Origin of the sequence: Georgenia phoenicis, from assembly GCF_047302425.1 — a bacterium.
Classification (GTDB): domain Bacteria; phylum Actinomycetota; class Actinomycetes; order Actinomycetales; family Actinomycetaceae; genus Oceanitalea.
The window spans coordinates 964,424-983,230 of the sequence record NZ_CP154855.1; the positions used below are offsets into that span (position 1 = coordinate 964,424).

Genomic DNA, 18,807 nt, shown 5'->3' on the forward strand with positions numbered 1-18,807 from the left:
CATGGCGTCGTCGTGGCACAGGTGGCAGCTGACGGCGCCGCTGGCCGCCCTGAGCCGCCCGGTGCGCACGACGGCCCGGGCGGTCCCGCTCGGTCACGGGCCGGCCGCGGCCGCCGGGACCGGCGTCACCGAGCCGGCCGACGGGCTGCCCGTGCTGCTCGACGGTGCCCGGGCCCGGCAGGTCGACCCGACGACGTGCGGCTCGGCCGTCCTCGTCATGCTCGCCGCCACCGGTGACCCCGCGCTCGCGCAGTGGCTCGAGACCGGCCGGCTGCCCGCCGGCCCCCGCCCGCCCGAGGTGCCCGAGGAGGAGGTCGCCGGGGGAGCGGGCGAGCGCTTCGCCGCGGCCCAGCGGCGGGTCAAGGCGGCGACGGCATGCCGCGCGCTCGGCCCGCTGCCCTGGCCCGCCGGGCTCGGCACCCCACCGTGGACGGCGGCGCGCGAGGCCCGCTTCCCCGGCGTGCGCTACCGCGTGCGCCCCGTCGACGACACGACCGACGACGGCGCCACCGTGCTCGGGCTCGTCGAGGCCGCCAACCGGCGCGGCCAGCCCGTGCCGCTGTACACCGGGGGAGACGTCCGCGGCGGGGTGGCGCAGGCTGTGCCCCGCCACGTCGTCCTCGCCGTCCCGCCGCCGCCCGGCGCCGCGGTCCCCGGCACCCTGCGCATCTACGAGCCCTCCCGCGGCTCGGTGTTCACGGTGCCGTCCGGGGACCTGCTCGGACGCACCGAGCCGCTGCCCGCTCTCGGCGGCTGGACCCACGTCGTCGCGGCGCTCCTGCCGGTCCCTGCCTGACCCGCCCTGCGGGCCGCGGGCGGACGGGCCACACTGGGAGGCCCGTCAGCGAACGCAGGAAGGGCGATGATGAGCACCCCACCGATCCCCGGCGCACCCGAGAACGAGCTTCCCGACCCTGAGGAGGCGGTCGCCGCCCTCGAGCCCGAGACCGGCGAGGACTACGACCCGCCGGAGGTCGTCGACCCGGACCGGGAGGCGAACGAGGCCGACCAGCTCGAGCAGGTCATCGAGGTCCCCGTGGACGACGACGACCCCGACGAGGACGAGGAGGCCTAGCCGATAGGCTCGGTCCACCGAGTCCAGGAGGAAGTACATGACCACCCGTCACGCCGTCGCCCAGCTGATCGACCACACCCTGCTCAAGCCCGAGGCCACCCGCGAGCAGGTCGCGGCGCTCGTCGCCGAGGCCCGCGAGCTCGGCGTCCTCGCCGTGTGCGTCTCCCCGTCCCAGCTGCCGCTGGAGGGCGCCGAGGGGCTGGTCGTCGCCACCGTGTGCGGCTTCCCCTCCGGTGCCCACCACAGCGAGGTCAAGGCCGCGGAGGCGGCCCGCGCCGTTGCCGACGGCGCCGACGAGGTCGACATGGTCATCAACCTCGGCGAGGCGCTCGCCGGGAACTGGGCCGCCGTCGAGGCGGACATCGCGGCCGTCCGGGCGGCCGTGCCGGCGCCGGCGGTGCTCAAGGTCATCATCGAGTCCGCGGCGCTGGACGATGAGCAGATCGTCGCCGCCTGCCGCGCCTCCGAGGCGGCCGGTGCGGACTTCGTCAAGACGTCCACCGGCTTCCACCCCACCGGCGGCGCCAGCGTCCACGCCGTCGAGCTCATGGCGCAGACCGTGGGCGGGCGCCTCGGCGTCAAGGCCTCCGGCGGCATCCGGGACGCCGCAGCCGCGGCCGCGATGATCGAGGCCGGCGCCACCCGCCTGGGCCTGTCCGGCTCGTCGACGGTCCTCGACGGCTTCCAGAACTGACCGAGGAGTGGCACCGCCCCTCCCCGCGAGTACGCACATACGGTCACCCCGAGCGCCGCGCAGGCGCCCGCCGGTGACCGCATGTGCGTACTCGGCGGGCTAGCTCCGGCGGACCGCGGCGAGGAGGCCGGCGCCCGAGGGGAGCAGGGCCGAGGTGAGGCGCTCGTCGGCGCGCACCGCCCTGCCGAGCTCGCGCATCGCGACGGTGGCCTCGTCCCGGCGGGCAGGGTCGGCCACGCGGTCGTGCCACAGCGTGTTCGTCACCGCGACGACGCCGCCGACCCGGACCATCCGCACGGCCTGCTCGACGTAGTCGGCCGCCTCGGAGGGGTCGCCGTCGACGAGCACGAGGTCGTAGGCGCTGTCCGCCATGCGCGGCAGCACGTCCAGCGCGCGGCCGGAGATGAGGCGGGTGCGCGCCGAGCGCACGCCCGCCGCGGTGAAGGCCTCGCGGGCGGCGCGCTGGTGGTCGGGGTCGACGTCGATCGTCGTGAGGACGCCGTCGGGGCCCATCCCGCCGAGCAGCCACAGGCCACTAACCCCGGTACCCGTCCCGATCTCGGCGACGGCGCGGGCCCCGACGGCGGCGGCCAGCAGTCGCAGCGCTGCACCGGTCCCCGCGCTCACGGCCGTGGTGCCGAGCTCCTCGGCACGGCGGCGGGCGGCGGCGATGACGTCGTCCTCGGGGACGAACTCCTCGGTGTAGGCCCAGCTGAGGGCCTTCTCGGCAGCGATGGTGGAGCCTCCTGGTGGGCGCGGACGACGGTCGCCCCGATCGTAGCGCCGCGGCACCCTCCACACTCCCAGGTGGCCCCCAGGTTCGCCCCGTATCCTTGACGCCAGACCGCACGGAAGAGGCCGCCGCATGACCACTCAGGACGAGACGACCTGGACCGCGCCGTCGTGGGAGGAGGTCGTGCGCGACCACTCTGCCCGCGTGTACCGCCTGGCCTACCGGCTCACCGGCGACAAGGCCGACGCCGAGGACCTCACCCAGGAGACCTTCATCCGGGTGTTCCGCTCCCTGAACTCCTACCGGCCGGGCTCCTTCGAGGGCTGGCTGCACCGCATCACGACGAACCTCTTCCTCGACGGCGTGCGCAAGCGCTCGCGCGTGCGCCTCACCCACCTCGGTGAGCACGCCGAGGAGGTGCCGGCCTCCCACGAGGAGCACGACCTGCACCGCCGCTACGAGCACGGGCACGTCGACCCGGACATCCAGGCGGCGCTGGACGCGCTGCCGCCGAAGTACCGTGTCGCGGTCGTCCTGTGCGACATCGAGGGGCTGTCCTACGAGGAGATCGCCGCCACCCTGGGCATCAAGATGGGCACCGTGCGCTCCCGGATCCACCGCGGCCGCGCCATGCTGCGCGAGCGCCTCGCGCACCTGCGCCCGGGCACCGTGGACAGCGAGGTGGTCTCGTGAGCCACCTCGGGTCGAAGGTCGCCCCGCTCGTCGACGGCCAGCTGCCGGCGGGCGAGGCGGAGGAGCTCCTCGCCCACGCCGCCGTGTGTGCGCGCTGCCACTGGCAGCTCGGGCAGGAGCGCTCCTCGCGGGAGGTCCTCAGCCGGGCGCGGGACGTCGAGCCGGACCCCGAGCTCACCGCCCGCCTCCTCGCGCTCTCGCCCGGGCCGGAGGACGCCCCCGGGGCGACGCGGACGAGGCGGGTGCTGCTCGGCGTCGCCGGGGCCGGCGGCCTGGCCGCGGCCTGCGCCGTCGGGCTCGTCGTCGTCGGGAGCGTCTCCGAGCCGCTCGCCGACCCGCACGCCATCCTCGACGTCGTCAGCGGGACGGTGGGGGAGCGGCCCGCGGAGCTCGCCGACCGCGCCGGCGACACCGGTGAGGTCGTCGCCTGGATGGCGGAGCAGGGCTGGAGCGCGCCCGAGTCGCTGCCCAGCGGCATGCGGGTGGTGGACGTCGCGGTCCACGAGACCGACGCGGGGGAGGTCCTCGAGGTCGAGATCGCCGGCGCGATGGCGCACGTGCGGCTGCTCCAGCAGCGTGGCGTGCTCCCCGGCGACGCGGCCGAGCAGCTGCAGGCCGACCTCGTGGGCAGCCACGACGCCCTCCTCATGCCCAGCGGGGTCCACGACCACGCGCTCCAGAGCGAGGGCTGTGTCGTCGTCGTCCTCGCCGCCGCGGACGACGCCCCGGTCAGCGACGCCATCCTCGCCGCCCTGCCCGAGGGCGGCTACGACACCTCCGTCGCCGCGCGCTTCACGCGCGGGTGGGAGACCGTGACGCAGTGGGCGCGGGACTGAGTGCCCCGCGCACCGATCCTGGGAGGAGACTGTGCCCATGAGTGAGCGACCCGACGAGCACGAGCGCGGCTACCCGCCCTCACCGGCGCCCCGGCCCGAGCCGTACAGCGTGGACGAGGTGGGCGCGGGCCAGCGGGCCGACGACGACGGCGCGCAGCGGCCCCCCGCGCAGCCCGAGGCGGCTGCCGAGGACCGCGCCTGGTGGCAGCCGGGCTCCACGGAGCGCCCGGCACCGCAGTCTCCCGCCGAGGACCGCCGCCTGCCGTGGTCCGCGCCGGAGGGCGGCTGGCCGCTGACCCGGGGGACGAGCTACCCGCCCGCGGCGGCGCAGCCGGCCCAGCCCTACGCGTGGCCCGCGCCGGGCGGCTGGCAGGAGCAGCCGGGCGCACGCCAGGAGCGGGGGCGGGGACGGCGCGGCGTGGGGGCCGGCGTCGTCGTCCTCCTCGTCCTCGTCGCCCTGCTCGGGGGCGTCGTCGTCGGTGCGCTCGGGTCGCGGGCGCTGTGGCCGGCGACGGACGCCGCGCTGCCCGTTCCCGGCAGCCCCGCGTCGGCCGACCGGGCACCGGAGTCGGTGGCCGGCATCGCTGCCGCCGCGCTGGAGAGCACGGTGTTCATCGAGGTGCGCGGGCGCGACGTCGCCTCCAGCGGCAGCGGGATGGTGCTGCGCGAGGACGGCTACGTCGTGACGAACAACCACGTCATCGACGCCGCCGCCGACGGCAACGGGGAGGTCGCCGTCACGCTCGCGGACGGTACCCAACTCCCCGCCGACATCGTCGGCCGCACCGCGGACTACGACCTCGCCGTCCTCAAGGTCGACCAGGACGGGCTCACGCCGCTGCCGCTCGCCGACTCCGACGCCGTCGTCGTCGGTGACCCCGTCGTCGCCGTCGGCGCCCCGCTCGGCCTCGAGGGCACGGTGACGAGCGGGATCATCTCCGCGCTCAACCGCCCGGTCCAGGCCGGCGGCGGGGGCGAGGACGCGTCCTTCATCAACGCCATCCAGACCGACGCGGCGATCAACCCCGGCAACTCCGGCGGGCCGCTCATCAACACCGCCGGTGAGGTCATCGGCATCAACACGGCGATCGCGCAGGCCGGGGGCCAGCAGACCGGCAGCATCGGCCTGGGCTTCTCCATCCCCTCGAACCAGGTGCGCCGCACCGCCGAGCAGATCATCGAGACCGGCCGGGCGACCTACCCCGTCATCGGGGTCGCGCTCGACACCCGGTACCAGGGCGAGGGCGTCAAGGTCCTCGACGAGGGCGCCGGTGGCTCCACGCCGGCCGTCACCCCCGGTGGTCCGGGCGACGAGGCCGGCATTGAGCCGGGCGACGTCATCACGCACTTCGACGGCCAGCCCGTGACGACCCCCTCCGAGCTCATCGTCGCCGTCCGCTCCCGCGCGCCGGGCGACACGGTCGTCCTCACCGTGCGGCGGGGCGACGGTCCCGAGAGTGAGATCGAGGTCGTCCTGGACGAGGCCGGCAGCCAGTAGCGGGCGGCCTATCCTGGGACCGTGCCGATCAACGGGTCCGAGCTAGCGGTCATCGCGCTGCTCGCGGTCGTCCTCATCGGCCCCGAGCGGCTGCCGCAGTACGCGCAGCAGCTGGGGCGGCTGGTGCGCAACCTCCGGCGCCTCACCTCGGACACGACCGAGCGCGTGCGCGCCGAGCTCGGCCCTGAGCTCGACGACCTCGACCTGCGCTCCCTCGACCCGCGCCAGTACGACCCGCGCCGCATCGTGCGCGACGCCCTGCGCGACGACGTCGAGCGCCCGGCGCGGGCCCCGCGCGCGCCCGGGGGCGCCGCGCCCTTCGACGACGAGGCGACCTGACCGTCCCCGTCCCGTGCGGCTTCGGTCGCCCTTCTCGATCAGCGGTCGCCCGTGTGGGCACCTCCTGCTGAGCGGAATGGGCGACCGATCGCCGAGGTCAGAGCGGGCTGATGCCGAGCGACCGGCCGGCGAGCCCGCGGGCGCGCTGGCTCAGCGTGCGCGCCACGCCGCGGAGCACCTCGGCGGCGGGGGAGTCGTCGTCCTGGACGAAGGGCCGGCCGGCGTCCCCGCCCTCACGCAGCTTGATCTCCAGCGGCACCTGGCCGAGGAGCGGGACGTCGTAGCCGAGGCCGGCGGAGAGGTTGTCGGCCACCTGCTGGCCGCCGCCGGAGCCGAAGAGCTCCACGCGCTGGCCGTCGGGCTGCTCGAGCCAGGACATGTTCTCGATGACGCCGACGACGTGCTGGTTCGTCTGCCCCGCCAGGGAGCCGGCCCGCTCGGCGACCTCGGCGGCCGCGGACTGCGGGGTCGTGACGACGAGCAGCTCGGCGTTGGGGAGCAGCTGGCCCACGGAGATGGCGATGTCGCCGGTCCCGGGCGGCAGGTCGAGGAGGAGGACGTCGAGGTCGCCCCAGAAGACGTCCGCGAGGAACTGCTGCAGGGCGCGGTGGAGCATCGGTCCGCGCCACACGATCGGGCGCCCGGGAGGGGCGAACATGCCGATCGAGATGACCTTCACGTCGCCGGCGACCGGCGGGAGGATCATGTCGTCGACCTTGGTGGGGGCGTGCTCGACGCCGAGCATCCGGGGGATGGAGAAGCCGTAGATGTCGGCGTCGACGACCCCGACCTTGAGCCCCTCGGCGGCCATCGCGGCGGCGAGGTTCGCCGTCACGGAGGACTTGCCGACCCCGCCCTTACCGGAGGTCACCGCGTACACACGGGTGAGGTTGCCCGGCTCGGAGAAGGGGATGGTCGGCTCGGCGACGCCGCCGCGCAGCTGGCTGCGCAGCGACTTGCGCTGCTCCTCGCTCATGACGCCCATGTCGACGCGGACGTCGGCGACACCGTCCACGCGCTGGGCGGCGGCCGTCACGTCCTTGGTGATCGTCGAGCGCAGCGGGCAGCCCGCCGTCGTGAGGTCGATGCCGACGACGACGTCACCGCCGTCGACCTCGACGGACCGCACCATCCCGAGCTCGGTGATGGGGCGGCGGATCTCGGGGTCGAGGACCTTCTCCAGCTCGGTGCGGATCGCTTCGACGGTGGGGGCAGACATACCTCCATGGTAGGTCGCCGCGGGGCGGGGTCCAGCGGCCGCAGGTCCCTGTGAGGGCTACCACCGGAGGACGCCACACCTCACCGGGCGGTGTCGCGCTCCTCGTCCTTCTCGCGCAGCTCCTCGAGCAGGCCGCGCAGCTCGGAGCGCACGAAGTCACGGGTGGCGACGTCGCCCAGGGCCAGCCGCAGGGCGGCCAGCTCGCGGGCGAGGTACTCGGTGTCGGCGAGGTTGCGCTCGGCGCGCTGCCGGTCCTGCTCGGCGGTCACCCGGTCGCGGTCGTCCTGCCGGTTCTGGGCCAGCAGGATGAGCGGCGCCGCGTAGGAGGCCTGGAGGGAGAGCATGAGGGTGAGCGCGGTGAAGCCGAGCGCCGCGGAGTCGAAGCGCAGGTTCTCCGGTGCCCACGTGTTCCACGCCAGCCACACGGCGACGAAGGCGGAGAGGTAGACGAGGAAGCGGGGCGTGCCGGTGAAGCGGGCGATGCCCTCGGCGACGTTGCCGACCATCTCCGAGTCGACCTGCGGCCGGCGCAGCCAGCGGCGGCGGGTCGCGAGCGGGGTGTCGAGCCGGTCAGCCATGGGCGCTCCTCGTCATCGCGATGTCGGTCTCCTCGGTGTCCGTGTCGCGCCAGTCCTCGGGCAGGAGGTGGTCGAGGACGTCGTCGACGCTGATCGCGCCGAGGAGCCGGTGCTCCTCGTCGACGACGGGCAGCGCGGTGAGGTTGTAGGTCGCCAGCAGTCGGGTCACCTTGCCGATGTCCGCGTGCGGGCCGACGGTCTCGATGTCGGCGTCCAGCATCGTGCCGAGCTGTGCGCTGGGCGGCTCGCGCAGCGCCCGCTGGATGTGGACGACGCCGAGCAGCTTGCCCGACGGCGTCTCCAGCGGCGGGCGGACGACGAAGATGATCGTCGCCAGCGCCGGGGTGACGTCGGGCCGGCGGGCGCTGGCGAGGGCGACCGCGACCGTCGACTCCGGCGGCAGGATGATCGGCTCGGTCGTCATGAGGCCACCGGCGGTCCGCTCGGCGTAGGCGATGAGGCGCCGCACGTCCTCGGCCTCCTCCGGCTCCATGAGCTCGAGGAGGGAGGTGGCGACCTCGGGCGGCAGCTCGTTGACGAGGTCGGCGGCGTCGTCGGGCTGCATGACGTCGAGGACGTCGGCGGCGCGGTTGGCGTCGAGGCCGGAGACGATGGCGACGCGGTCGTCCTCGCTCAGCTCCTCGAGGACGTCGGCGAGGCGGTCGTCGGGCAGCTCGGCGGCGACCTCGATCTGCCGGTCCGGGGGCAGGTCGTGGAGGACGTCGGCGACGTCGGCGGGCTTGAGGTCCTCCATCGTCGACAGGAGGGTCGTGGCCGGCTGCGGGCCGGCGTCGCCGGAGAGGTCGACGACGTCGGGCACGTCGACGATGAGCTGCTCCCCGCGGCGGCGGCGCAGGCCCCGGCTGGTGGCCCGCCGCTCGACGAAGAGCTGGGTGACGAGCCAGTCGCGGTTGCGCTGCTGCTCGATCGCGACGTCGGTGATGACGGCGGTGCCGCTGCCGTCGGCCAGCGTCACCCGCCGGTCGACGAGCTGGCCGACGACGAGCGTCTCGCTGGCCCGCTGGGAGAAGCGGCGGATGTTGAGCAGGCCGGTCGTGATGACGGCCCCGGTGCTGATGCTCACCACCCGGCTCAGCGGCAGGAACACCCGCCGCTTGCCGGGGACCTCGACGACCAGACCCACCGCGCGCGGCAGCGAGCTCGTGCGGATGAGCACGACGACGTCGTGCACCTTGCCGACCGGGTCGCCGAGCGGGTCGAAGACGGTCGTCCCCGCCAGCTTGCCGACGAAGACCCGGGTGGGCGCGCTCCTGCTCACGGGTGTACTCACAGGCGTCAGCCTAGGAGCAACCGCGCGCGCCTGCCCCGGCGCGCGTAGCGGCACCGCGGGGAAGGGGAGACAATCGGGCCATGGCCTTCTCCAGCACCCGGGGCGGCGTTCCCCCCACGCCGACCCTTCCCACCGGCGTCCAGATCGCCTCCTTCGACACCTACCTCGAGGCCCAGCGCGCCGTCGACCTGCTCTCCGACAAGGAGTTCGCGGTCCAGCACACGACGATCGTCGGCACCGACCTGCGGATGGTCGAGCGCATCACCGGCCGCCTGTCCTACCCGCGGGTGGCGCTCGCCGGCGCGATGTCCGGCGCGTGGTTCGGCCTCTTCGTCGGGCTGCTGTTCGGGCTGCTGTCCGAGGGCAGCACCCTGGTCATGCTGCTGCCCGCCCTCGTCATCGGTGCGGCATTCGGGATCCTCTTCGCGCTCGTCTCCTACGCCTTCACCGGCGGCAAGCGCGACTTCACTTCCTCCAGCCAGGTCGTCGCCAGCCGCTACGCGCTGCTGTGCGAGCAGAGCCGGGTGGGCGAGGCGGTGCGGCTCCTCGGCGAGGCCGGCATCCGCACCCGGGTGGGCGGCGACCCTGCGTGGCAGCAGCCCGCACCGTCGGCCGTGGCGCCGTCCGCCCCCTACGGCGCCCAGCAGGCCCCGCAGCAGCCCGGCCCGGCCGGTGCGCCCGCTCCGGAGCCGCGCCCCTTCACCCCGCTCGAGGACGAGCACGGCAACCCGCGTTACGGGCAGCGGCGGCCCGCCGCGCCGCAGGACGGCGAGGAGCGCACTCCGTGAGGGTCCCCCCGATCCTCCTGTCCACCTCCTCCTGCTACCCCAGCAGCACGGAGTCGTGCTTCGCGGACGCGGCCCGGCTGGGCTACGACGGCCTCGAGGTCATGGTCTGGAAGTGGCCCGAGACCCGTGACGCCCGGAGGCTGAACGAGCTCGCCGAGACCTACGGCGTGCCCGTCCTGTCGATCCACTCGCCGACCCTGCTGCTGACCCAGCGCGTGTGGGGCACCGACCCGTGGGGCAAGATCGACCGCTCGGTCGAGCTGGCCGAGGCCGTGGGGGCGGAGGCCGTCGTCGTCCACCCGCCCTTCCGGTGGCAGCGCGACTACGGCGCGGGCTTCGTCGAGGGCATCGCCCGGCGCCAGGCCGCGACCGAGGTCAAGCTCGCCGTGGAGAACATGTTCCCGTGGAAGGCGCGCGCCAAGGACGGCTCGCGCACCAAGGAGCGCCACGCCTACCTGCCGCACTGGGACCCCGTCGGCCTCGACTACGAGCACGTCACCCTCGACCTGTCCCACGCGGGCGTCGCGGGGCAGGACTCCCTCGAGGTCGCCCGGCGGCTCGGCGGGCGCCTGGCGCACCTCCACCTCACCGACTCCACCGGCTCCAACCGCGACGAGCACCTCGCGCCGGGCCGGGGCAGCCAGCCCTGCGAGGAGGTGCTGCGCGCCCTCCCGGAGCTGGGCTTCACCGGCTCGATCGCCGTCGAGGTGACGACGCGCAAGATGAAGCCGGCGGAGCGAGAGGCGGCGCTTGCCGAGTCCCTCGCCTTCGCCCGGGAGCACCTGCCCACCCGGACCTGAGCCTCCGGGTGCGGCCGGACGGGGCCCGACCTACCGTCGGAGGCCCGACCCGACCGGAGGTGTGCCATGGCCGAGGATCTCGTCCCCGACCAGCTGTGGGAGGACTTTCACAGCGTCGTCAACATGACTTCCCGCGAGCTGCAGGAGTGGCTCGCCACCGCCGAGTCCGGCGACACCGTCGACGCGCTGCCCGACCAGGCCGGCAGCGACCGCTCCCGCCAGGTGCTCGCCGTACTCGCCAAGCGCCGGACCGACCTCACCGCGGACGACGTCGCGCTCATGGAGGAGGTGACCGCGGAGATCCGCGAGCTGCGCGGCGACGACGCCGAGACGCGAGCCGGCGACACCGCGTGGCGTCACCGGCTCATGTCCCTGGGGCACGACCCCCTCAAGCCCGTCGAGTAGCCGCCCGGCCCCGTGCGGCCCTCGCCGCGCGGGCCGGCCCGGCGCCGACAGCTCACTTGTCGCCGACAGCTCACTTGTCGCCGACAGCTCACTTGTCGCCGACAGTGCAGTTAGCGCCCAGAGTCGCTTCGCTGCGGTGCGGCGGGCTGTGAGTCCGCCCCGCAGCGGCGCGACGGCGCCGGGCCGGACGGTAACTGTGCTGTCGGCGGTAACTGTGCTGTGGGCGGTAACTGTGCTGTCGGCGGGGGCGGGTGGGGCAGGGACGGGAAGCGTCAGCGGCCCTTGCCGCCGGGGCCGGTCTCGGCGCGGTCGGTGTCGCGCACGCCGCGGGTGACGAAGTACAGGACGACGCCGATCGCCACCATCCCCAGGCCCAGCAGCCACACCTGGAGGGACTGCTGGCTCAGCAGCACCGCGCAGGTGACGAGCGCGAGCACCGGCAGCGCGCGGGGCGTGCGGAAGTGGTCGTGCTCGACCCTGTCCTTGCGCAGCACGAGCACCGCGAGGTTGGTGCTGACGAAGACGACGAGCAGGAGCAGCACCACCGTCTCGGCGAGCATCGCAAGGTCCCCGATGAGCGTGAGACCGGCGGCCACCGCCGTCGTGACGACGATCGCCAGCCACGGGGTGCGCCGGTTGGGCAGCACCTTGGTGAGCACGGAAGGCAGCAGGCCCTCGTCGGCCATGCCGTAGACGAGTCGGCTCGACATGATCATCGTGAGGAGGGCGCCGTTGGCGACGGCGACGAGCGCGATGACCGAGAACAGCCAGTCCGGCACGCCGACGCCCGTGGCATCGACGACGTCGAGCAGCGGGCTGGAGGACCCGGACAGGTCCTCCGGGGGCATGATGAGCGCCGAGCCCATGCCGATGAGGGCGTAGACGATGCCGGCGACGCCGAGGGCACCGAAGAGGGCGCGCGGGTAGACCCGGCTGACGTCCTGGACCTCCTCGGCGACGTTGGCCGACACCTCGAAGCCGACGAAGGAGTAGAACGCGAGGAGCGCACCGGCGAGGATCGCTGTCCCGGCGCCCGTGCCCGGCGGCAGCTCGACGAGGCGGGCAGGGTCGCCCTGGCCGCCGCCCACCGCGATCGCGACGGCGACGATGACGAGGACGAGGCCGGACACCTCGATGACCGTCATGACGACGTTCGAGCGCACCGACTCCTTGATGCCCCGCGCGTTGAGGAGGGCGAGGAGGACGAGGAACACCGGCGCGGCGAGCCGGGTGGGGACGTCGACGAAGGTGCCGAGGTAGTCACCGGCGAAGGCGATGGACAGGCCGGCGGCGCTCGTCACGCCCGCGGCCAGCATGGAGAAGCCGACGACGAAGGAGACGATCGGCCGCTTGAAGGCGCGCTGGGCGAAGATCGCCGCGCCCCCCGCCTTCGGGTACTTCGTCACGAGCTCGGCGTAGCTGGCGGCGGTGAGCAGCGCCATGAGGAGGGCCACCGTGAGCGGGGCCCACATCATGCCGCCGGACTCGGCGGCCAGCTCACCGACGAGCGCGTAGATCCCGGCGCCCAGGACGTCCCCGAGGATGAAGAGGAACAGGAGCCAGGGCGTGATGCGGCGCGCGAGACGGGTGGTGTCCGCGGGAGGGGAGTCGACGGTCATCGCCACAGGATCGAGCCGGTCTGCGCACTCGGCAAGCGGGGCGTCCTCGGCGTGCGAGGCCCCGGGGCCGGTGGAATGGTGAGGCGCATGAGCGAGAACACCACCACCCCGTCCGAGCAGCCCTACGACCCCGCCAAGGACCCCGACGCCGACCCGGAGCAGCTGGAGCGCGAGGAGCCCTTCGACCAGCCCTCGCAGGCGGAGGGCGACGACCCCGCGACCACCTCGAGCTGAGCGGAGGAACCCGTGCGCGCACTCACCTGGCAGGGCCGGGAGAAGGTCAGCGTCGAGACCGTCCCGGATCCTCGGCTCCAGCACCCGACCGACGCCGTCATCAGGATCACCTCCACCGCGATCTGCGGCTCCGACCTGCACCTGTACAGCGTGCTCGGTCCGTTCCTCGACGCGGGTGACGTCCTCGGGCACGAGCCCATGGGCGTCGTTGAGGAGGTCGGCAGCCAGGTCACCCGGATCAAGCCGGGTGACCGCGTCGTCGTCCCCTTCGTCATCGCCTGCGGCTCGTGCTGGATGTGCTCCCAGGGCCTGTACTCCCAGTGCGAGACCACCCAGGTGCGCGAGCACGGCAAGGGAGCCTCCCTCTTCGGCTACACCAAGCTCTACGGCCAGGTGCCGGGCGGGCAGGCGGAGTACCTGCGCGTCCCCTTCGCCGACGTCGGCCCCGTCGTCGTGCCCGACGACGGCGAGCCGGACGAGCGCTACCTCTACCTCTCCGACGTCGTCCCCACCGCCTGGCAGGCCGTGGAGTACGCGCAGGTGCCGCCCGGCGGGACCGTCGTCGTCCTCGGGCTCGGGCCGATCGGGCAGCTGAGCGCCCGCATCGCCCGCCACCGCGGCGCCGAGCAGGTCATCGGGGTCGACCTCGTGCCCGAGCGGCTCGAGATGGCCCGCCGCCACGGCGTCGCCACCATCGACCTGCGGGAGGTCGACGACGTCGCCACCGCCGTGCGCGAGCTCACCCACGGGCGGGGCGCGGACTCCGTCGTCGACGCCGTCGGGATGGAGGCGCACGGCTCGCCGCTTGCCAAGGGCATGCAGGCGGGCGCCGGGATGCTGCCCGACGCCCTGGCCAAGCCGCTGTTCACGAAGGCGGGCGTCGACCGGATGGCGGCGCTGCACGCGGCGATCGACATCGTCCGCCGCGGCGGCACGATCTCCCTGTCCGGCGTCTACGGCGGAGCCCAGGACCCGATGCCGATGCTCGACCTCTTCGACAAGCAGGTGAACCTGCGGATGGGCCAGGCCAACGTCCACCGCTGGATCGACGACGTCCTGCCGCTGGTGAGCGACTCCGCCGACCCGCTCGGCGTGCTCGACCTGCGCACCCACCGGATCTCGCTGGAGGACGCCGCCCACGGTTACGACATCTTCCAGCGCAAGGACGACGGCGCGATCAAGGTGGTCCTCGACCCCGCGATGCCGCCGACGCAAACGGGCGCGCGATGAGGGTCGCGGTCGTCGGCGCGAGCGGCAACAGCGGCACCGCGCTCCTCCACGCCCTGCGCGGGGAGGAGCGGGTGACCGAGGTCGTCGGCATCGCCCGACGGCGTCCGGACACCACCGCCGAGCCCTACGACCTGGCCCGGTGGGAGCAGGTCGACATCGCCGCGCCCGTGGCGCTCGCCGACGGCGAGGACTTCGTCGTCGAGGAGCTGGCCCGGGCGCTCGACGGCGTCAACACCGTCGTCCACCTCGCCTGGCTCATCCAGCCGAACCACGAGCGTGACCTCCTGCGCCGCGCGAACGTCGACGGCACCCGGCGGGTCGCCGAGGCGTGCCTGCGGGCCGGGGTGAGCCACCTCGTCGTCGCCTCGTCCGTGGGCTCCTACTCACCGGTCGACGACGACGAGCGGCGGGACGAGTCGTGGCCCGCCCACGGCAGCGCGTCGACCTCCCACTACGCCGTCGACAAGGCCGCCCAGGAGCGTGTCCTCGACGAGGCCGAGGCTGCCGGGCTGTCCGTCGCGCGGGTGCGGCCCGCGCTCGTCTTCGACGCGGACGCCGGTGCGGAGATCATGCGCCTGTTCCTCGGGGCGCTCGTCCCGCCGGCGCTGCTGCGCCCCGGTGCGCTGCCCTTTCTCCCGCTGCCCGCAGGGCTGCGGCTCCAGGTGGTCCACGGGGACGACCTCGCCGACGCCTACCGCCGGATCGTCGTCCAGGGCGCCACCGGGGCCTTCAACATCGCCGCCGAGCCGGTGCTCACCGGTGCCGACCTCGCCGAGGTCCTCGACCACGGCAAGGTCGTCGAGGTGCCGCCCGCCGCGCTGCGGCCCGTCGTCTCCCTCGCGTGGCAGACCCGCACGCTGGCCGCCGACCCGGGCTGGCTCGACATGGCGATGAACGTCCCGCTCATGGACACCACCCGCGCCCGCACCGAGCTCGGCTGGGAGCCGACCCGGGGGGCGAAGGACACGCTGCGCGAGCTCCTCGTCGGCATGGCCGAGGGCCAGGGCACGGCGAGCCCGCAGATGCGGCCCCGGGAGAGCTGGCCCCAGGACCAGCTCCCGCCCGGCTCGGTGCCGGCCGACGGCGTCGTCGCGGAGGCCGAGGAGGAGTCAGCGGCGCACCGGGTGCCCGCGCACCTGCAGCGCGACATCCTCGGGCTCTACCTCTCCGACCACCTCACCGGGGCGACCGCGGGCCTCGAGCGCTCCGAGCGGATGGCGGCGGACTACGCCGACACGGACTACGGCGAGGAGCTCGCCCGGGCGGCGCTGGAGATCCGCGAGGAGCGCGAGCTGCTCGTCAACCTCATCGACTCCCTGTCCCTCAAGCGCCGCCCGCACCGGCAGGCCGCGGCGTGGGTCGCCGAGCGCGCGGGCCGGCTCAAGGTCAACGAGCGGCTCACCGGCTCGCCGATGACGCCGGTCCTCGAGTCCGAGCTCATGCGCAGCGCCGTCATGGGCAAGCTCGGGCTGTGGCAGACGCTCGTCGAGCTCTCACCCGACCTCGGGCTGCCCGCCCCGATGTTCGAGGCGCTGGCCCAGCAGGCCCGCGACCAGGCCGAGACCTACGAGCGCTTCCACCAGCACATCATCGGCACGGTCTTCCGCCAGGGCGAGGTCGAGTAGCGCCCCCGCCCCGCCTACGCCGACAGCGGAGCTGTTCCTGGTAGCGCCAGGAACAACTCCGCTGTCGGCGGGTGAGGATGGGTGCGGCTACTGCTTGAGGCTCGCCATCCAGGCCTCGACGTCCTCGACCCGGCGGGGGAGGGCCGCGCTGAGGTTCTCCACGCTGCCGTCCTCGCGGATGAGGACGTCGTCCTCGATGCGCACGCCGATGCCGCGCAGCTCCTCGGGGACAGTGAGGTCGTCGGCGCGGAAGTACAGCCCCGGCTCGATCGTGAAGACCATGCCCGGCTCGAGCTCGGCGTCGAGGTACATCTCCCGGCGCGCCTGGGCGCAGTCGTGGACGTCGATGCCGAGGTGGTGGCTCGTGCCGTGGACCATCCACCGGCGGTGGAACTGGCCCTCCTCGGCGAGGGACTCCTCGGCGGTGCCCGGCAGCAGTCCCCAGTCGGCCAAGCGGTGGGCGAGGACGTCCATCGCGGCGGCGTGGAGGTCGCGGAAGCGCGCGCCCGGCTCGGCGGCCCGCGCGAAGGCGGCGTCGGCGGCGTCGAGCACCGCCTCGTACACCTTGCGCTGCGGCTCGGTGAAGACGCCGTCGACGGGGATCGTGCGGGTGACGTCGGCCGTGTAGAGCGACTCGACCTCCACCCCGGCGTCGATGAGGACGAGGTCCCCGGGGTGCACGGCGCCGTCGTTGCGGATCCAGTGGAGGGTGTTGGCGTGGTTGCCGGAGGCAGCGATCGTGTCGTAGCCGACGGCGTTGCCGTCCTCCCGGGCGCGGGCCCCGAAGACGCCCTCGATGACCCGCTCGCCCCGGTGGTGGGCGAGGACGCGGGGCAGGGCGCGCACGACGTCGGCGAAGCCCTCCGCGGTGGCCGCGACGGCCTTGCGCATCTCCTCGACCTCGAAGCGGTCCTTGCGCAGCCGCAGCTCGGACAGCGCCTCGGCCAGGAGCGCGTCGGCGGTCTCGGTCTCCTGCTGGCCGGTGCGGGCGGTCTCGACCTGTGCCTGGACCGCGGCGTCGACGCCGCGCACGACGCGCAGCTGCACGCCGCCCGCCCCGGCGTCCTTGGCCAGCTCGTCGGCGAGGGAGTCGATGTGGGCGGTGCGCAGCCCGGTGAGGGCGGCGACCTCCTCGAGGCTCGGGCGCTCGCCGACCCACAGCTCGCCGTAGCGGGAGTCGGCGAAGAACTCCTCGGTGTCCTTGCCCGCGCGGGGGCGGAAGTAGAGGACGGCCTCGTGGGTGGCCCCGCCGTCGTCGACGGGGTGCAGGACGAGGACGGCGTCGGGCTCCTGGTCGGTGCCCAGCCCGGTGAGGTGCGCGAAGGCCGAGTGCGGCCGGAAGCGGTAGTCGGTGTCGTTGGAGCGCGTGACGAGCGTGCCGGCCGGTACGACGAGGCGCTCGCCGGGGAACAGGGCCCCCAGACGCTCGCGGCGGGCGGCCGCGAAGGGCGCCGCGGGGCTCTCCTCGGGCAGCGACTGCCCCCGCTCGGCCCAGCCCGAGGCGATGAACTCGCGGAAGGCGGGGGACGAGGGGCGCTGGGAACGGTTCGACCCGCGCTCGCTCAGCGGCTGGTTCTCCGGACGGTCCGTCTCACTCATGTGCCCATCGTCGCACGCACGAGGGGCCTGCCGCCCGGCCCCCAGGCCGTACCCTGGGGCTCGTGCTCGCCCGTCCCGCCGTCGACCTCCACACGCACTCGAGCCTCTCCGACGGCACGGAGCGGCCCGCCGCGCTCATGGCCTCCGCCGCTGCCGCCGGCCTCGACGTCGTCGCCCTCACCGACCACGACACGTGGGACGGGTGGGAGGAGGCCGCCGCCGCCGTCGGGCGCACCGGGGTGGCCCTCGTGCGCGGCGCGGAGATCTCCACCTCCGCGGGCGGCATCAGCGTCCACCTCCTGTCCTACCTCCACGACCCCGCCGCCCGCGGCCTGGGGACCGCGGTGGCGCGCGCCCGCGACTCGCGCCTGGGCCGCGCCCGGCGCATGGTCGACCGGCTGGCCATGGACTTCGAGCTCACCTGGGAGGAGGTCGAGGCGCTGCTCGAGCCGGGGGGCACGGTCGGGCGCCCGCACATCGCCGACGCACTCGTCGCCCGCGGCTACGTCACCGACCGCTCGGCCGCCTTCACCGAGATCCTTCACGCCCAGGGCCCGTACTACGTGCGCTACGACGCGCCCGACGCCGTCGCCGCGGTCGAGCTCGTCCGCCGCGCGGGCGGCGTGCCCGTCATGGCCCACCCTCGAGCCGGCGCCCGTGGGCGCGTGGTCGAGGACGCCGTCATCGAGGAGATGGCCGCCGCCGGCCTCGCCGGGCTCGAGGTGGACCACCGCGACCACGACGACGGCGCCCGCGCCCAGCTCCGCGACCTCGCCTCCTCGCTCGGCCTGTTCGTCACCGGCTCCAGCGACTACCACGGCACCGGCAAGCCGAACCGGCTGGGGGGGCACCTCACCGACCCGGCCGTGCTCGAGCAGGTCGAGAGCGAGGGCTACCTGCCGGTGGTCCGGCCGTGAGCGCGGTGCTCGACGTCCCGCTGCTGGCGACGACGTTCTTCACGCTCTTCGTCATCATGGACCCGCCGGGGACGGTGCCGATCTTCCTCGCGCTCACCTCGACGAGCACCGCGCGGGAGCGCAAGCGCGCCGCCCGGCAGGCGACGCTCGTCGCCCTCGGCGTCATCACCGTGTTCACGGTGCTCGGCCCCTACATCCTCGACTTCCTCGGCATCTCGGTGCCCGCCCTCCAGCTCTCCGGTGGCCTGCTGCTCCTCCTCGTCGCGATGGAGCTGCTCACCGGCAAGGCGGAGGAGCCGCAGCCGGCCGGCGGCGGGAAGGTCAACGTCGCTCTCGTCCCGCTCGGCACGCCGCTGCTCGCGGGTCCGGGCGCGATCGTCGCCGCCATGCTCGCGGTCCAGGATGCCGACGGGCCCACCGGCTGGCTGGCCATCGCGCTCGCCGTCCTCGCCGTCCACGTCTGCCTGTGGCTGGCGATGCGCTTCTCGCTCGTCATCCACCGGGTGCTGGGCGACGGCGGCACGACCCTCGTCACCCGCCTCGCCGGCCTCCTCCTCGCGGCGATCGCCGTCCAGCTCATGGCCGACGCCGTCTTCGCCTTCATCGACGCCCACGCCTGACCTCGCCGGGTCGG

General features: G+C 74.4%; 21 protein-coding genes. 15 read left to right on the forward strand and 6 right to left on the reverse strand.

All coding sequences use genetic code 11. The features are described from left to right. The first annotated feature begins 1 nt into the window (after position 1). From AA0005_RS04745 to deoC, 3 genes are all read left to right on the forward strand, one after another. Complete coding sequence (locus AA0005_RS04745) at positions 2-796, forward strand: hypothetical protein (protein WP_413452261.1); 795 nt, start codon at positions 2-4, stop codon at positions 794-796. Positions 797-865: 69 nt separating this feature from the next. Continuing rightward, the gene (locus tag AA0005_RS04750) at positions 866-1,075 is read left to right on the forward strand and encodes a hypothetical protein (protein WP_413452262.1); all 210 of its coding nucleotides are present in this window, start codon (positions 866-868) and stop codon (positions 1,073-1,075) included. A gap of 37 nt (positions 1,076-1,112) precedes the next feature. Further along, positions 1,113-1,769 (forward strand): deoxyribose-phosphate aldolase, encoded by a 657-nt coding sequence (gene deoC, locus AA0005_RS04755; RefSeq protein WP_413452263.1) that lies wholly within the window; start codon positions 1,113-1,115, stop codon positions 1,767-1,769. Positions 1,770-1,868: 99 nt separating this feature from the next. Here deoC and AA0005_RS04760 read toward each other — a convergent pair whose 3' ends face one another. After that, on the reverse strand, positions 1,869-2,504 hold the full coding sequence (locus AA0005_RS04760) for an O-methyltransferase (protein WP_413453061.1): 636 nt from the start codon (positions 2,502-2,504) through the stop codon (positions 1,869-1,871). Positions 2,505-2,634: 130 nt separating this feature from the next. On the opposite strand from AA0005_RS04760, the gene sigE reads away from it, so the two are divergent. Genes sigE through AA0005_RS04780 form a run of 4 tightly spaced genes read left to right on the forward strand, consistent with a single transcriptional unit; the run spans position 2,635 to position 5,868 of the window. Then, positions 2,635-3,195 carry an RNA polymerase sigma factor SigE gene (gene sigE / locus AA0005_RS04765; RefSeq protein ID WP_413452264.1) on the forward strand — a complete coding sequence of 187 codons (561 nt, stop codon included), beginning with the start codon at positions 2,635-2,637 and terminating at the stop codon, positions 3,193-3,195. Further along, positions 3,192-4,031, forward strand: a complete 840-nt coding sequence (locus AA0005_RS04770; RefSeq protein ID WP_413452265.1) for a hypothetical protein — start codon at positions 3,192-3,194, stop codon at positions 4,029-4,031. The genes sigE and AA0005_RS04770 overlap by 4 nt, the downstream gene beginning before the upstream one ends. Before the next feature lie 37 nt (positions 4,032-4,068). Continuing rightward, positions 4,069-5,529 carry a S1C family serine protease gene (locus AA0005_RS04775; protein WP_413452266.1) on the forward strand — a complete coding sequence of 487 codons (1,461 nt, stop codon included), beginning with the start codon at positions 4,069-4,071 and terminating at the stop codon, positions 5,527-5,529. Positions 5,530-5,550: 21 nt separating this feature from the next. Further along, a complete protein-coding gene (locus tag AA0005_RS04780; protein WP_413452267.1) occupies positions 5,551-5,868 on the forward strand; it encodes a twin-arginine translocase TatA/TatE family subunit in 318 nt (105 codons plus the stop codon). Positions 5,869-5,965: 97 nt separating this feature from the next. On the opposite strand, the gene AA0005_RS04785 is transcribed toward AA0005_RS04780, so the two are convergent. From AA0005_RS04785 to AA0005_RS04795, 3 genes are all read right to left on the reverse strand, one after another. Beyond that, the gene (locus tag AA0005_RS04785; RefSeq protein ID WP_413452268.1) at positions 5,966-7,087 is read right to left on the reverse strand and encodes an Mrp/NBP35 family ATP-binding protein; all 1,122 of its coding nucleotides are present in this window, start codon (positions 7,085-7,087) and stop codon (positions 5,966-5,968) included. An 80-nt stretch (positions 7,088-7,167) separates the two neighbouring features. Continuing rightward, complete coding sequence (locus tag AA0005_RS04790) at positions 7,168-7,665, reverse strand: DUF1003 domain-containing protein (protein WP_413452269.1); 498 nt, start codon at positions 7,663-7,665, stop codon at positions 7,168-7,170. After that, a complete protein-coding gene (locus AA0005_RS04795) occupies positions 7,658-8,956 on the reverse strand; it encodes a magnesium transporter MgtE N-terminal domain-containing protein (protein ID WP_413452270.1) in 1,299 nt (432 codons plus the stop codon). The genes AA0005_RS04790 and AA0005_RS04795 overlap by 8 nt, the downstream gene beginning before the upstream one ends. 80 nt (positions 8,957-9,036) lie before the next feature. On the opposite strand from AA0005_RS04795, the gene AA0005_RS04800 reads away from it, so the two are divergent. The 3 genes from AA0005_RS04800 to AA0005_RS04810 all read left to right on the forward strand — a co-directional run bounded on the left by AA0005_RS04800 (position 9,037) and on the right by AA0005_RS04810 (position 10,949). After that, positions 9,037-9,744: a general stress protein gene (locus AA0005_RS04800; RefSeq protein ID WP_413452271.1), complete on the forward strand. Its 708-nt coding sequence runs from the start codon at positions 9,037-9,039 to the stop codon at positions 9,742-9,744. After that, entirely contained in the window at positions 9,741-10,544 is an 804-nt protein-coding gene (locus AA0005_RS04805; protein WP_413452272.1) for a sugar phosphate isomerase/epimerase family protein, read from the forward strand. Before AA0005_RS04800 ends, AA0005_RS04805 begins: the two co-directional genes overlap by 4 nt. A gap of 66 nt (positions 10,545-10,610) precedes the next feature. Continuing rightward, complete coding sequence (locus AA0005_RS04810) at positions 10,611-10,949, forward strand: DUF3140 domain-containing protein (protein ID WP_413452273.1); 339 nt, start codon at positions 10,611-10,613, stop codon at positions 10,947-10,949. A 272-nt stretch (positions 10,950-11,221) separates the two neighbouring features. On the opposite strand, the gene AA0005_RS04815 is transcribed toward AA0005_RS04810, so the two are convergent. Then, positions 11,222-12,568 (reverse strand): APC family permease, encoded by a 1,347-nt coding sequence (locus tag AA0005_RS04815; protein ID WP_413452274.1) that lies wholly within the window; start codon positions 12,566-12,568, stop codon positions 11,222-11,224. Positions 12,569-12,655: 87 nt separating this feature from the next. Here AA0005_RS04815 and AA0005_RS04820 point away from each other — a divergent pair, with 87 nt between their 5' ends. The 3 genes from AA0005_RS04820 to AA0005_RS04830 are packed head-to-tail and all read left to right on the forward strand — an operon-like array spanning position 12,656 to position 15,657. Continuing rightward, complete coding sequence (locus AA0005_RS04820) at positions 12,656-12,802, forward strand: hypothetical protein (protein WP_413452275.1); 147 nt, start codon at positions 12,656-12,658, stop codon at positions 12,800-12,802. A gap of 12 nt (positions 12,803-12,814) precedes the next feature. After that, on the forward strand, positions 12,815-14,032 hold the full coding sequence (locus tag AA0005_RS04825) for a zinc-dependent alcohol dehydrogenase (RefSeq protein WP_413452276.1): 1,218 nt from the start codon (positions 12,815-12,817) through the stop codon (positions 14,030-14,032). Continuing rightward, positions 14,029-15,657 (forward strand): NAD-dependent epimerase/dehydratase family protein, encoded by a 1,629-nt coding sequence (locus tag AA0005_RS04830; protein ID WP_413452277.1) that lies wholly within the window; start codon positions 14,029-14,031, stop codon positions 15,655-15,657. The genes AA0005_RS04825 and AA0005_RS04830 overlap by 4 nt, the downstream gene beginning before the upstream one ends. Positions 15,658-15,744: 87 nt before the next feature. On the opposite strand, the gene AA0005_RS04835 is transcribed toward AA0005_RS04830, so the two are convergent. Continuing rightward, positions 15,745-17,256 carry an aminopeptidase P family protein gene (locus AA0005_RS04835; protein ID WP_413452278.1) on the reverse strand — a complete coding sequence of 504 codons (1,512 nt, stop codon included), beginning with the start codon at positions 17,254-17,256 and terminating at the stop codon, positions 15,745-15,747. Positions 17,257-17,318: 62 nt separating this feature from the next. Here AA0005_RS04835 and AA0005_RS04840 point away from each other — a divergent pair, with 62 nt between their 5' ends. Further along, the gene (locus AA0005_RS04840; RefSeq protein ID WP_413452279.1) at positions 17,319-18,173 is read left to right on the forward strand and encodes a PHP domain-containing protein; all 855 of its coding nucleotides are present in this window, start codon (positions 17,319-17,321) and stop codon (positions 18,171-18,173) included. Beyond that, positions 18,170-18,793: a MarC family protein gene (locus AA0005_RS04845; protein WP_413452280.1), complete on the forward strand. Its 624-nt coding sequence runs from the start codon at positions 18,170-18,172 to the stop codon at positions 18,791-18,793. Before AA0005_RS04840 ends, AA0005_RS04845 begins: the two co-directional genes overlap by 4 nt. Positions 18,794-18,807: the final 14 nt, after the last annotated feature.